This is a genomic window from Sphaerotilus hippei, from assembly GCF_003201595.1.
GTDB lineage: Bacteria > Pseudomonadota > Gammaproteobacteria > Burkholderiales > Burkholderiaceae_C > Sphaerotilus > Sphaerotilus hippei.
The window spans coordinates 322240-336173 of the sequence record NZ_QJJS01000002.1; the positions used below are offsets into that span (position 1 = coordinate 322240).

At 69.8% G+C, this 13934-nt stretch carries 8 protein-coding genes; 5 read left to right on the forward strand and 3 right to left on the reverse strand.

The features are described from left to right. Positions 1 to 5: 5 nt before the first annotated feature. Positions 6 to 2525 (reverse strand): chemotaxis protein CheW, encoded by a 2520-nt coding sequence (locus C7444_RS03535; RefSeq protein ID WP_110399432.1) that lies wholly within the window; start codon positions 2523 to 2525, stop codon positions 6 to 8. 163 nt (positions 2526 to 2688) lie between these two features. Between C7444_RS03535 and C7444_RS03540 the strand changes: the two genes are divergently transcribed. Continuing rightward, positions 2689 to 3960, forward strand: a complete 1272-nt coding sequence (locus C7444_RS03540) for a radical SAM protein (RefSeq protein ID WP_170130615.1) — start codon at positions 2689 to 2691, stop codon at positions 3958 to 3960. A 23-nt stretch (positions 3961 to 3983) separates the two neighbouring features. Here C7444_RS03540 and C7444_RS03545 read toward each other — a convergent pair whose 3' ends face one another. Next, a complete protein-coding gene (locus C7444_RS03545; protein WP_110399434.1) occupies positions 3984 to 6947 on the reverse strand; it encodes a DUF748 domain-containing protein in 2964 nt (987 codons plus the stop codon). Positions 6948 to 7040: 93 nt separating this feature from the next. Beyond that, positions 7041 to 8864, reverse strand: a complete 1824-nt coding sequence (kefC, locus tag C7444_RS03550) for a glutathione-regulated potassium-efflux system protein KefC (protein ID WP_110399435.1) — start codon at positions 8862 to 8864, stop codon at positions 7041 to 7043. A gap of 788 nt (positions 8865 to 9652) precedes the next feature. Here kefC and C7444_RS03555 point away from each other — a divergent pair. The 4 genes from C7444_RS03555 (at position 9653) to rfbC (ending at position 13929) form a co-directional block, all read left to right on the forward strand. Further along, positions 9653 to 10699 (forward strand): NAD-dependent epimerase/dehydratase family protein, encoded by a 1047-nt coding sequence (locus C7444_RS03555; RefSeq protein WP_110399436.1) that lies wholly within the window; start codon positions 9653 to 9655, stop codon positions 10697 to 10699. 510 nt (positions 10700 to 11209) lie between these two features. Continuing rightward, positions 11210 to 11989, forward strand: a complete 780-nt coding sequence (gene rfbF / locus C7444_RS03560) for a glucose-1-phosphate cytidylyltransferase (protein WP_110399489.1) — start codon at positions 11210 to 11212, stop codon at positions 11987 to 11989. Positions 11990 to 12028: 39 nt separating this feature from the next. Next, entirely contained in the window at positions 12029 to 13351 is a 1323-nt protein-coding gene (locus tag C7444_RS03565) for an NAD(P)H-dependent oxidoreductase (RefSeq protein ID WP_110399437.1), read from the forward strand. A 29-nt stretch (positions 13352 to 13380) separates the two neighbouring features. Further along, positions 13381 to 13929 carry a dTDP-4-dehydrorhamnose 3,5-epimerase gene (gene rfbC, locus C7444_RS03570; RefSeq protein WP_110399438.1) on the forward strand — a complete coding sequence of 183 codons (549 nt, stop codon included), beginning with the start codon at positions 13381 to 13383 and terminating at the stop codon, positions 13927 to 13929. The last annotated feature ends 5 nt before the right edge of the window (positions 13930 to 13934 follow it).

The window sequence follows — 13934 nt, forward strand, 5'->3', positions numbered from 1 at the left end:
CCGGGTCAGGCGAGGGCCATCGCGGGCATCGTGCGCCCCATCACCTCGGCCACCATGGCCTGCGGATCGAGCAGCTGGATCAGCACGTCGGCGTGGCGGGTGCCGTCGATGACCTGCGCATCGAGCAGGCCGCCGATCCACGGGGCGAAGCTGCTGACCCCTTCCGGGGCGACGTGCAGGCGATGGCGGTCCACGGACATCACCGCCAGCACGTCGTCCACCCGCAGTCCGAGCACGGGCTGCTCCGGCGCCTGCGGCGAGCGCAGCACCAGCACCACCCCGTCGGTGGCCCGGGCCGGGTAGTCGACGCCGAAGTGGCGGCGTGCGCACTGCACCTGCACCAGCTGCGGCTGCTGGTGGCACGAGACCTCCAGCAGTCCCACCGCGCAGGGGTGCGTGCCCGGCGTGCGCACCAGGCCGCGGGGCGAGATCGCCTCCATCACGGCGGCGGCCGGCAGCGCGTAGCGGGCCGGCCCGACCTGGAAGATCGCGACGTCCATGCTCTGCTCGCGCCGGGTGACCGGCGCCATGCGCAGCGTCAGGTCGCTCATGGCCGAGTGGCGCCGTTCGGTGTTGCCCAGGCGCAGGCCGACCACGGCGCTGACCTGGTTCTTGTGGCCGTCCGTGGTCTTGAACTCCCGGTAGCCCCCGGCACGCACCCGGGCGCAGGTGTAGTGCACGCCACCGTGTTCGACGATGGCCCGCTCGCCGGCGAAGCCCAGGGTCCGGTCGGTGCACAGCTCGGGGTGGCTGGAGGCCAGCACCAGGCCGCTGTCGTCGACGAAGGCGGCGAAGCCCTGGCGGTCGGCGATGATCTCGCCCAGCATGGCGTGCAGCTCGCGGCGGGCGTTGAAGACGATCGCGATGCCGCCGAGCGCCTCGCGGCCCGGCTCCCCGCTGCGCACGGCGGCGAGGTAGGCATAGGTGGGTCCCTGCGTGTGCAGCGCGGTGTCCTCGAAGCGGCTGACCGCGTACTGCTGCGGATCGCCCAGGCCGCGCACGGCCTGCAGCCACTCGGGGTCGACCGGGCTGCCGACCAGCCCGCTCGCCTCGTCCGCCCGCGAGCAGCCGCGGATCACGCCGTGGGCGTCGAACACGACCAGCCGGCTGTAGACGGTGTAGAGGCCGTTGATGTGATCGAGCACCGGGGCCAGCGCCTGCGTGCAGGCGCTGCCGGGCTCGCCGGCCAGCGCGCGCTGGATGGCGGGCGACAGCGCCCACCAGCGGCAGTCGTTGGCGCGTTCGTAGAGGTTGCGGTCCATCACGTCGGCGGCCATGCGGGCCAGGTCGACCGACTGCAGGCGCGAGCGTGACAGCGAGGTGCGGTAGAGGTCCTTGGTGGCGCGGTCGACCCGCTCGCGGGTGCGCTGGCCGGCCACGCTGACCTGGCTGAGCACGGCCTTCAGGCGGGAGGCATCGGCGCGGGGATCGCCGGCCCGGACGTGGTCGCCGCTGTCGAGGCGGCCGTTCCACACCACGCGGCGCAGGTCGCGGTTGATCGCGTCGGCGTCGCGGCAGATCGTGTCCAGCTCCGGATTGTCCAGCGGCACGTTGTCGATCACTTCGCTGTCGTCGTGGTGCTGGCGGAAGGCCGTCAGCAGCGACACCATCGCCTGGGCCCGCCAGCCCGGGCCGCGGTAGCCCTGGTAGCCGTGCGAGGGGCAGGCCACCGTCATGTACTCGCGCCCGGCGAAGGCCGTCAGCGTGATGCGGTCGTCGGGCACCGGACGCATCAGCGCCCCGACGGGCACGTGGGCCTCGTCGTTGCTCACGATGACACGGTGGTCGTCGCCGATCAGCACCAGCGCCAGGTGGTGGCGGCCGTCGTCGACGTCGCGGAAGATGCGGCCCATCTCGTCGGCGAAGCGGAAGCGCAGCACCAGCACCCCCACCGGGTGGCCACGGGCATCGCTGATGCGGTGGGCGTAGAGCAGGGCGGGGGTGTCGCCGCCGAGGTCGCTGAGGCGGAACTGCTCGACGTGGCCGTCGCGCTCGAGGGCCCGGGCCAGCAGCGCGTCGGTGCAGCGGGTCAGGCCGGCCTGCTCGTCCAGGCGGGCGAGCACCTCGCCCGACGGCGCGAGCAGGATCACGTCGTCGTAGACCGTGTACTTGGCGCGGTAGTCCCGCAGGCGCTGGACCATGGCCGTGCGCAGCGCGGCGCGCGAGCCGGCGTCGGCGCTGCAGAAATCGCGCACCACGTCGTCGGTGGCGAGGAAGCCGACGTCGGCCGTGCGTTCGTAGAGGTTGCGCACCAGGATGTCGATCGCGCACTGGGCCTTGGCGGTCAGGTCGTCGGCCAGCTCGGCGTGGTTCTCCTCGATCATGCGGTCGATCAGGCGGCCCTGCAGATCATCGAAGCGTTCACGGGTCCGCACCAGCGTGGGCAGGATGTTCTCGACCGCGTCGGGGCAGCTGATGGCGGCGCTGGACTCGATCATCTGCCACACCACACCCAGGTCGCGCAGATCACGCTCGGCCGCCTGCACCCGTCGCATGTGCACGACCAGATCGTCCGCTTTTTTCATGAAGCCCTCGTGGTTGGAGTTGTCCGGCGCAGTCTAGAGAGACCCTCATGGCTTGATGGATGAACTGAAACGCGAAAAACCGGTCTGTTCCGCCGTTCGCCCCGACCTGGTGCAAAGTGTTGAAGCTGGATGGATTCACAGTGTCTGTGGCACACTGGATCGCATGTCCTGTTCACCTGCCCCGGGCGAGGCACCGGCCCTCGCCGGACCCGCGACGATCACGCTGGAGCTGTTCGAGGCCCATGCCTGCGGTGTCGATCGGCCGCCCCCGCCGCCACGCCCCCGGCCCGGGCGTGGCCGCAGCGTGGCGCTGGCGATCGACGGCCCGGTGGCGACGGCGGTGGCCCGCCTGCCGGGGCGGGCCCTGCGGCGGCGCCTTGAACACGACTGGCAGCAGGACGCCCAGGCGCAGGTCGGCATCGGCCTGCAGCCCGAGCCTTGCCGCAGCCTGCTGCGGGTCAACGACGGGCCCGACGTCGACCTGGCGCTGGCGATCAACCCTTACCGCGGCTGCTCCCATGCCTGCGTCTTCTGCCACGCCGAGCCCGCGGCGGCGGGCGGCGCGCCGATGCGCCTGCAGGTCAAGGTGAACGCCGCCGACCGCCTGCGCGAGGAGCTGCGCCGGCCGAACTACCGGCCCCGGCCGATCAGCCTGGGCTCGGACACCGACGCCTACCAGCCCGCCGAACACCCGCTGCGCCTGACCCGCGCGCTGATCGAGGTGCTGCACGAGGCGGGGCATCCGCTGGCCATCACCACCCGCTCGGCCGGCATCGTGCGTGACCTCGACCTGCTCGCGCCGATGGCCGCCCGCGGCCAGGTGCGGGTGCTGATCAGCCTGGCCACGCTCGACGAGGGGCTCTGCCGGGCGCTGGAGCCCGGCGCCAGCCCGCCGGCGGACCGGCTGGCTGCGCTGCGCCTGCTGGCCGCCGCCGGCGTGCCGGTGGGGCTGAACCTGTCACCGCTGATGCCGGGCGTCAACGAGCACGGGATCGAGACCCTGGTCGAGGCGGCCGCCCGTGCGGGGGCCCGGTCGCTGCACTGGACGGTGCTGCAGCGCCCGGCGTGCGGCCTGGCGGCGCTGGGTGATGCGGTCGATGGGGTGCAGGCCGGTCGACCGGTGGCCGCAGGTGCCGAGGCGGACGGTGATCCGGCCCTCGCGCCCCTGGCGCTGCAGCCGCAGTGGCTGGACCTGGACCCGAACCCCGACCCCGACGAGCCGGCGGCGGCGCAGGCGGGCCCGCCCGATCCGCCCGATCCACGATGGCACGGCCGCAGCCCCTGGGCGCAGGCCCTGGCCACACGCCTGCGCCAGGTGGCTCAGCGCCTGGGCCTGGCGCTGGAGGCGCCTGCGCTGGACGGCCGTGCCTTCGTCGCGCCGCGGCTTGCGGTCGATGTCCGCCGCCCGGTCGATCCGCAAGGCGAGCTGTTCTGAGGCCCACCGCCCTCCGGGGCGGTTCAGCGCAGCATGAACTGCACCCGCGGCTGGGTGCTGACTTCGGCGGAGGCGCCCACGGCCGCCACCTGCGACCGGTTCACCAGGATGCGCTCGGCCGGCAGGCGGCTGACGAGGTAGGCCATGACCTGGTCGGCGCGGCGATCGGCGAGCGCCAGCAGCGCGGCGGTCGGCACCTCGGTGGCGGCGGCCGAGGCGGCCCGGGCCGGTGCCGAGGCTGCGGCTGCCGTGGTGGCTGGAGCCACCGCGGGTGTCGTTGCGGGTGTGGCCTTGGCGGTCCGCGCGGCCTGGTCGCGCAGGGCGTCGGCGTCGCGTGCCGGATCGGCCTGGCCGGTGGCCTCCAGCTTCAGCTGCGGCCGGTCGGCGAGCTGGGTCGCCAGGCGATCCAGGCGCTCGCGGGCGGGGGCGTCCAGCTCGGCCGAGCCGGGGGCGAAGTCGACCTGCGCCATCTCCTCGCCGTCACCGCCCATCAGCAGCGCGAACGGCGCGGTGGCCGCGCGGGTCAGCAGGTTGAGCACCAGTTTCCAGATCACGCCGCCCACCGAGAACTGGGGGTCGTCGAGCGAGCCTGAGACCGGCAGCTGCAGGTCGATCTCGCCGCGGCGGTTCTTCATCAGCGACACCGCCAGCAGCACCGGCAGCCGGGTGGCGTCGGGGCTGTCGACGGCGGCCCCGAAGGTCAGCTGGTCGAGGAAGACCTGGTTGTCCGCCTGCAGCCGGCCCTCGTCGATGCGGTAGCGCAGCGTGACCGACATCGAGCCCTTGTCGATGCCGTAGCCGGCGTAACGCTCGGCGTAGGGGCTGAGGCGCGGCAGGGCGATGCCCCGGGCGCTGGCCTCGATATCGGTGTGCAGCTGCGCGCCCAGCGGATGCAGCGTGCCGGCGATGCGCAGCGGCGCGCCGTCGTCGAGCGCGCCGGCCAGCTCGACGCGGGCCGGCTTGAGGGCCGCCGAGCTCAGCGCCGACACCTTGCCGTCGAGCTTCGTCAGCCGGGCCGAGTAGTTGGGCCGGATGAAGAAGTCGCTGAAATGCACCGCGCTGCGCTGGATGCGGATGCCCTGCCAGCGCAGCTGAGGGCCGTTGGCCGGGCGGGTGTCGGCCGGGGCCGCGGCCTTGGCGGGCGCCGAGGCCGCCTGCGGCGTGGTCAGCGACTTCGGTGCGGCCTGCTCGTCGTGGCGCACGATGTCGCTGACGTTGAGGTGGGCGTCGGGGTGCAGGATCAGCCGGGCCTGCAGGCCGTCGAGGCTGATCTGTCCCAGGTCGGCGTTCAGGCGGGCGGCCCGCCAGTCGATGTCCAGCCCGTCGAAGCCCAGCTGCTTCCAGCCGACAAAATCGGCGCCGGTGACGCTGTCTCGGGTGTCCAGCCCGGCCACGCCGGCGCGGCCGGTGTAGTGCAGCTGCAGCGGGGCGTCACCGACCTGCTGCAGCGTCAGCCGGCCCTGGGCGGCCAGCGTGCCCGCGCCCAGCACCAGATTGACCTGGGGGGCGATGTAGGGCTGGGCCACCCGCAGGTCGATGCCCGCGAGCTGCAGCGTGGTGTCCAGGTCCAGCGGCGAGCGGCGCAGTTCACCCTGCAGCCGGATCGGCCCGGCGGCGCCCGCGGTCGGGCCGGCCGCGGAGGCCAGCGCGCCGTCGATCGTGTAGCGCAGGGCCTGGGTCGGGTCCTCGGACAGGCCTTCCAGCGTCAGGTTCGTGCGCTGCAGCTCGAAGGTGGTGGCCGGCTGGCGGCTGCCGTCACGCACCTGGACCAGACAGTCGGTGCAGCGCACCGTGCCGATCTTCCAGCGCAGCGCAGGAGCGGCCTCGGCCGCAGTGGCCGCCACCGGGGGGCCGGACGCGCTGGCGGCGGCCGACACCGGCGGGCGGGCCGGGCGGGGCGCCGCGGCCGGTGCGGGCGAGCGTGCGGCGGCCAGCGTGTAGCGCGCCTTCAGGCCGTCGATCTCCAGGGCCTCCAGCGAGTGCAGGCCCTGCAGCGGGGCCAGGTCCAGCCCTTTCAGCCGCAGCGAGGTCCAGCGGGCGCCGGCACCCTGGGCGGGCAGGTCGAGGTCGATGTCACGCAGTTCCAGCGAGCCCCGCACGACCAGGCGAGGGACCGCGGGTGCGGTGGCCGCCTCGAAGTCGATGTCCAGTTCGGTGTCCAGCTGACCGGCCTTCAGGGCCGGTGCCGTGCCGGCGGGCAGCGTGGCCTGCAGCAGGCGGTCCCAGGGGCGCAGGTCGACCTGCTGCCAGCCCAGGCTGAGCCGGGTGGGCTGGCCGGGCGCGAACGGGCGGGTGCGGCCCTGCAGCGTCAGCGGGCTGCCGTCGATGCGTGCTTCCAGGCGGGGCAGCACGTCCACCGCGACGTCGCTCGACAGGTTGGAGAGGAAGGGCAGGCCCAGCGACAGCGCCTCGATCCGGTGCTGCTGGCCGAGCACCCGGTCGTCGTAATCGATGCGGCCACCGGTCAGCTCGATGTTGTGCAGCGCGAAGCGGGCCGGTTCGGCGTCCGGGGGCGCGGGCGGCTCGCTGGCCTGGCGGGCGCGCAGGTGCTCGAGCACCGGGCTGAAGTTGAAGCGCTGCGCCGCCTCGCGGCGGATCCACAGCCGCGGCTGGTCCAGGCTCAGGCGCTCGAGCACGGGCGCACGCCGCCAGAAGGTCTCGCGCGACAGCCGGGCCTGCGCGCCGGCCAGGCTCAGCAGCGGGTCGTCCGCCGGCCCCACCCGCAGGCCCTTGAGCGTCAGCGTCAGGGTCCAGGGGTGCAGGTCGATCCGCTCCAGGCTCACCGGCGTGCCGAGCGCCTGTGCCGCCTCGGCCTCGACACGCTGGCGGGCCCAGCCGGGCAGCCACTGCGTGAGCACCAGCGTCCACAGCAGGGCCAGGCCGGCCAGGGTCAGCACCGTGGCGGCCAGGCGGCGCTGCCAGCGGGGCCGGGCGGGACGGGCCGGCGGGGCGGGAGCGTCGGTCGAGGCGGGCGGTTTCAGTGACATGCAGCGGTTCGGAGGTCGCGAGGGGCACGAAGCGTACCGCCAAACGACGGCCCCGCTGTAACGGGGTTCACCGGGTGGGCCGCGCCGTCGTGGTCACGGGGGGCTCGGGGGCTGCGCCGAGGTGGAGGCGACCCGCTGCGCGGCGGCCTCGCGCTCCTGCGCGAACAGCTCCTCGAGCTGCTGGCGACCCTGGCGGGCCATCGAGACCAGCGCCTTCTCGTCCTGGTGGTGCGGCCACATGCGATCGAGCTGCTCGAGGGAATGGCGCCGGAAGCGCTGTGCCAGGCGCCGCGCCTGGAACGGCTGCCAGCCCATCAGCTCGAGCACGCTGCGCCCGCTCATCAGCGCGGAGTCCAGCGTCTCGCGCTCGATCAGCGTGATCCCGCGGTCGCGCAGCGCGTAGTAGTGCTGCACGTTGCGCGCTCGTGCCACGATCTGCAGGTGCGGGAACTGCGCCCGCGCCACGTCGACCAGCCGCAGGCTGCGCTCGACGTCGTCGATGGCCACCACCAGCACCCGGGCCTGGCCGGCACCGGCCAGGCGCAGCAGGTCGAGCCGGGTCGCGTCGCCGTAGTGCACGCGGAAGCCGAAGCGCCGCAGCGTCTCGACCTGCTCGGCATCGTGGTCCAGCACGGTGGCCTTCAGGCCGTTGGCATAGAGCAGCCGGCCCACCACCTGCCCGTAGCGCCCGAAGCCGGCGATGATCACCGGCGCCTGCTGGGGCTCGGCCAGGGCATGGGGCGACGGGGCCTGGCTGCGTGCCTGGCGCGGCAGCACCCAGCGGTCGATCAGCACCAGCAGCAGCGGGGTGATCAGCATCGACAGTGCCACCGTGCCGATCAGCACCGAGCTGTGCTGCGCCGTCAGGATGCCGGCGCTCTCGGCCTGCTGGAACACGACGAACGCGAACTCGCCGCCCTGGGCCAGCAGCAGCGTGAACACCGGTCGCTCCGCGGAGGGCACCTTCACCGCCCCGGCCAGCCCCCACAGCACCAGCGACTTGATCAGCAGGAAGCCGCCCAGCAGCCCGGCGACCAGCCAGGCCTGCTGCGCCAGGGCCTCGAAGTCGATGGCCATGCCCACCGCCATGAAGAACAGGCCCAGCAGCAGGCCCTTGAAGGGCTCGATGTCGGTCTCCAGCTGGCGCTTGTATTCGCTCTCGGCCAGCAGCACCCCGCCGAGGAAGGCGCCCAGCGCCATCGACAGGCCGACGGCCTCCATCAGGCTGGCCAGGCCCACGACCAGGGCCAGCGATGCGGCGGTGAAGATCTCCGTCGAGCGGCTGCGGGCCACCCAGCGCAGCGCATGGCGCAGCAGCAGCCGGCCGGCGATGATGATGCCCACGATCACCGCCAGCGCTCGCAGCGCCTCCTGGGTGTGGTTGCCCGCTGCCTGGACCTCGCGCCCCAGCAGTGGAATCAGCGCCAGGATGGGAATGGCGGCGACGTCCTGGAACAGCAGGATCGCGAACACCGCCTGTCCGCCGGCCGTGGGCAGCAGGTGGCGTTCCTGCATCACCTGCAGCGACACGGCGGTCGACGACAGGGCCAGCCCGAGCGCGCCGATCACCGCCATGTCGGTCGGCACGTCGAGCAGCACGGCCAGGCCGCCCAGCAGGCCGGCGCAGCCCAGCAGCTGCGCGCTGCCCCAGCCGAAGATCGGCCGCCGCATCGCCCACAGGCGCGGGGGCTCCAGCTCCAGCCCGATCAGGAACAGCATCAGCACCACGCCGAACTCGGCCACATGCAGGATGGAGTCCGGATCACGCACCAGGCCCAGCCCGAACGGGCCGATGGTGATGCCCGCGGCGAGGTAGCCGATGATGGAGCCGAGCCCGAACTTGCGGGCGAGCGGCACGGCGATGATCGCCGCGCACAGATAGACCAGGGTGGCCTGCAGCCAGTGATTCGAGGACATGGGTCGATTTTCTCAGACCGATCGAGCCGATTCGGGCGATCGCGCGCCGATCTTTCCAAGGGGTCGCGGGATGGCCATGTCGGCGATGACGCGGCTGCCAAGGAAGCGATCCGTGCAGGTGCGTCGAGAATCTGCAGAAGCGGTCCTATTTTCGTTTTGTCTGGAACGCTTCTGATCCACTCGGAATTTTCTGATGATGGGGCGGAATTTGTCCCGGAATCGGGTCAGGCGTCGTCTGTGCTGTTGGCCACGAAGTCCGTCTGCACGATCCCGAGTACATGTACGTAATGGGGTGCCGCGTGAAATTTTTCCGTCGAGGTGACGCTTCAGATGATCCGATTTGAAAAAATGCAACGCCAATTCTTCAGCCCGATCCGGCATCAATTTGACACAAGCAAAGTCAGACCGTAACCTTCAGATATGAACGGTTTTTCGGGTTCAATCCAGTGGATGAAGCGGTGACCGAGGTCAACGCTGGGCTTGGTCATGCAGGGCGTGGTGCATCAGCCACCTCAAGGGAATGGCTGCGAGGTCTTGGTGCACCGAATTGGTGCGTTGTGACGTTCGCGTCGCTCAGCCCTCGCTGTCAGGTGGCGACTTTTCGCCTCTGTCACGACTGGGCGGCCTCGTTTCAGGGGCAGGTTCTTGTGAGTTGGTCAGCTCATGGGCTCCAATCCAGTCCGTTGGGCGCAACTCGAAGGCACGTCTGGAGGCGATCGGGCGGCCCTCGGGCCTGACCCGGTCCCGATCTTGTTTCTGGCTTTCAAATTCAACAAAAGGAATATCTTGTGAAGATTCTGATCACGGGGAATATGGGTTACGTCGGACCGGCAGTGGTCAAGTATCTGCGGGCCGCGCGCCCCGGTGCAGTGATCCACGGATACGACAATGGGTATTTTGCGCACTGCCTGACCGGTGCCACGACGCTGCCGGAGCATCACCTCGATGCCCAGTTCTTCGGTGACGTGCGCTCGATCTCGCCCGAGATGCTCAAGGGCTACGATGCCGTGGTGCAGCTGGCCGCGGTGTCCAACGACCCGATGGGCAACCAGTTCGAGGCCGTGACGATCGACATCAACCAGAAGTCCAGCGTCTCGATCGCCAAGGCCGCCGCGGCCGCAGGGGTCAAGAACTACGTGTTTGCCTCGAGCTGCAGCGTCTACGGCGTGGCCGCCGGCGGTCCCCGCAAGGAAAGCGACCAGCTCAACCCGATCACCGCCTACGCCAAGTCCAAGATCGGCGCCGAGCAGGAGCTGGCCGAGCTGGAAACCGACATGACGGTGACCTGCCTGCGCTTCGCGACGGCCTGTGGCATGTCCGATCGCCTGCGCCTGGATCTGGTGCTCAACGACTTCGTCGCCTGCGCACTGTCGTCCGGCGAGATCACCATCCTGTCGGACGGCTCGCCGTGGCGTCCGCTGATCGACGTGGCCGACATGGCCCGTGCGATCGACTGGGGCGTGTCGCGTGCGGCCGACAACGGCGGGCGTTACCTGGCTGTCAACGCCGGTTCGGACGACCGCAACTACCAGGTCCGTGACCTGGCCGCCGCGGTGGCCGAAGCCATCCCCGGCACCAAGGTGTCGGTCAACCTGTCCGCTCCGGCCGACAGCCGCTCCTACCAGGTCAACTTCGCGCTGTACCGCTCGCTGGCGCCCGACCACCAGCCGCAGGTCAATCTGGCCCAATCGATCCAGAACCTGATCGCCGGCCTGAAGCGCATGGACTTCAAGGATGGCAACTTCCGCTCGTCGCAGTTGATGCGCCTGAAGGTGCTGCAGGGTCACATCGCCGAGCAGCGCCTGAACCTGGACCTGGACTGGCAGCAGGCTTGATCGGGTCCGCCCGGCGATCCGCAGGGGCAAGCCTGAAGATGACGTCTCACGCACCCATCGGCCCGAACTCCTTCGCCTGGCAGCGAGGCCTGACCGCCTGGTCAGGCCTCGCTGCAGGCGACGGTGTCGGTGCGGTGAGGCGGCGCTGGACGCAGCGCAGCGCCACTGTTCGCCTGCGCGGTCGCCGTGTCCCCGTGACGGCATGCATGTCATCGTGCCCGCTGATCGAGGCAATGACAGGGGATTCTCCGCATTGTTCCCGGCCTGATTTTCTGCTTCGTGAAGTAGGCACGAGTTCATGCGCTCGATCCTGTCGCCAAGGTGTGGGACCTGTATCTCTTCCGGATACTGTGCAGCCCCCGGTCGAGGGCGCGGCCCTGAGGCGCGGTCGCCTCGACCAGGCCGGAATGCCGTGATGAAAGATGCCTGCCGACCCGTCGATCTGCCTGTGCTGGCATCGGCGGTCGGCAGCTTGTCTATTCGAGGATTGAAAAAGAGGGAACCAAGATGGTGAAGGTTGCGTTGCTGGCAGGTGGACTGGGTACACGTCTGAGCGAAGAGACGTCGGTGCGTCCCAAGCCGATGGTCGAGATCGGTGGCAAGCCGATCATGTGGCACATCATGAAGATCTATTCCCATTACGGCTTCAACGACTTCGTCGTGCTGGGGGGATACAAGGTCGATTTCATCCGGGACTATTTCCTGAGCTACCAGTCGAAATCCACCGACTTCACGATCGACATGGGCACGGGCAAGGTCGACTGGCTGGAAGCCAAGTCGGAAAACTGGCGCGTGACCGTGCTCGATACCGGCCTGGATACCATGACGGCCGGCCGCATCAAACGCGCCCGCAAGCACCTCGAAGGTGACCGTTTCTGCCTGACCTACGGCGACGGCGTGGCCGACGTCGATGTCGGCAAGCTGATGGAATTCCACAAATCCACCGACAGCTGGTGCACGCTCAGCGCGGTCACCCAGCCCGGGCGTTATGGTGCGCTGCACCTGACCGATGACGGTCGCCAGGTGCGTGGTTTCCGTGAAAAGGGCGCGACCGATGGCGGCCTGATCAACGGCGGCTTCTTCGTCTGCGAGCCGGAGATCTTCGACGTCATCGATGGTGACCACCAGATGTGGGAAGAAGAGCCGATGGCCCGGCTGGTCGAGAAGGGAAAACTCTCCAGCTACCACCACACCGGTTATTGGCAGAGCATGGATTCCCTGCGTGACAAGCAGATGCTCGAGGGCATCTGGGCCAAGGGCAACGCGCCCTGGAAAGTCTGGTCCGACTGAGCACCGTCACCCCACAAGAACAACACGAAAGCAATCAAGATGATCATCGTCGATACCGCGCTCGAGAAGCGCGAAGCAGAAGGCCGGCCCATCAAGGTGGGCATGATCGGAGCCGGTTTCCAGGGCAGCGGCATCGCGCTGAAGATCCTGACGGCCACGCCGGGCATGCGCCTGTGCGCGGTGGCCAACCGCAACATCGAGCCTGCCCGGCGGGTCTATGCCGACGCCGGGGTCGAGCCGGTGTCCTGTGACGACCAGCAGGCCCTCGAGGCCGCGATCGCCGCCGGCCAGCCGGCCGTGACGACGGACGCGATCGCGCTGGCCCGTGCCGAGGGGCTCGATGCCATCATCGAGGTCACCGGCTCGCTCGAGTACGCCGCCGCCGCGGTGCTCGCCGCCATCGAGGCCGGCAAGCACGTCGTGCAGATGAATGCCGAGCTCGACGGCACGGTCGGCCCGATCCTCAAGCACAAGGCCGACCAGCGTGGCGTGGTCTACACCTTCTCCGACGGCGACCAGCCCGGCGTGGAGATGAACCTGTACCGCTTCGTCAAGGGCCTGGGCGTGACGCCGGTGCTGTGCGGCAACATCAAGGGGCTGCACGACCCCTACCGCAACCCGACCACCCAGAAGGCCTTTGCCGAGAAGTGGGGCCAGAAGGCGGCCATGGTCGCCTCGTTCGCCGACGGCACGAAGATCTCCTTCGAGCAGGCGATCGTCGCCAACGGCACCGGCATGAAGGTGGCGCGTCGCGGCATGCTGGGCCCGGATTTCTCGGGCGGCAATCCGGGGGCGCCGCTGGTGCCGCTGGAAGAGACGGTGGCGGCGTTCGCCGAGCACCTGGACCGTGGCGGCCCGCCGATCGTCGACTACGTCGTCGGCGCCCGGCCGGGTCCGGGCGTGTTCGTGCTGGGCACCATCGACAACCCGCGCCAGCAGCACTACCTGAACCTCTACAAGCTGGGCACCGGACCCTACTACTGCTTCTACACGCCCTATCACCTCTGCCATTTCGAGGTGCCGACGTCGGTGGCGCGTGCCGTGCTGTTCCAGGACGCCGTGCTGGCGCCCAAGGCCGGCCCCGAGGTCGGAGTCATCGCCGTGGCCAAGAAGGACCTGGTGCCGGGCGACGTGATCGAGGAATTCGGCGGTTACGAGGCTTATGGCGTGGCCGACAACATCGAGGCCATCCGCGAGGAATCGCTGATTCCGATCGGCCTGGCGCTGGGTTGTGTCGTGCGTCGACCGGTGGCCAAGGACACCCCGCTGACTTTCGACGACCTGATCATTCCCGAGGGCCGCATCATCGATGCACTGTATGCCGAGCAGGAGCGCGTGTTCGCCCCGCAGGCCGTCGCCTGAATCGCAGGATCCACAGGAGATAACCCGACATGATCTTCACCCCGACCACCCTGAAAGACGCCTGGTTGCTCGATCTCGAGAAACGTGGCGATTCGCGCGGTTTTTTCGCGCGCACGATGTGCACCAAGGAATTTGCCGCGCACGGCCTCGTGACGACGTTCGTGCAGCAGAACACCTCGTTTTCCGCCGACAAGGGCACCTTGCGTGGCATGCATTTCCAGCGCGGTGATGCCGCCGAAGCCAAGCTGGTGCGCTGCCTGCGTGGCAGGATCGTCGACATCATCGTCGACCTGCGCGGTGATTCGCCGACCTACATGAAACACGAGGCGTTCGAGCTGGATGACCAGAGCCGTCGCCACCTGTATGTGCCGCCGGGTTTCGCGCATTCGTTCCAGACCCTGACGGATGACGTCGAGGTCAGTTATCTGGTGTCGTCGCCTTATACCCCGTCGGCGGAAGGTGGCCTGCGGTATTGCGATCCGCTGCTCGGCATCACCTGGCCGCTGCCGGTCAGTGGAATCTCCGACAAGGACGCCGCCTGGCCTTTCCTCGAAGCCGGTGCCCCGCCGATCTTCTGATCATC

Coding starts and splice junctions, on each gene's coding strand:
- C7444_RS03535 (WP_110399432.1), bottom strand. CDS start 2,525: ATGAAAAAAGCGGACGATCTGGTCGTGCACATGCGACGGGTGCAGGCG.
- C7444_RS03540 (WP_170130615.1), top strand. CDS start 2,689: ATGTCCTGTTCACCTGCCCCGGGCGAGGCACCGGCCCTCGCCGGACCC.
- C7444_RS03545 (WP_110399434.1), bottom strand. CDS start 6,947: ATGTCACTGAAACCGCCCGCCTCGACCGACGCTCCCGCCCCGCCGGCC.
- kefC (WP_110399435.1), bottom strand. CDS start 8,864: ATGTCCTCGAATCACTGGCTGCAGGCCACCCTGGTCTATCTGTGCGCG.
- C7444_RS03565 (WP_110399437.1), top strand. CDS start 12,029: ATGATCATCGTCGATACCGCGCTCGAGAAGCGCGAAGCAGAAGGCCGG.
- rfbC (WP_110399438.1), top strand. CDS start 13,381: ATGATCTTCACCCCGACCACCCTGAAAGACGCCTGGTTGCTCGATCTC.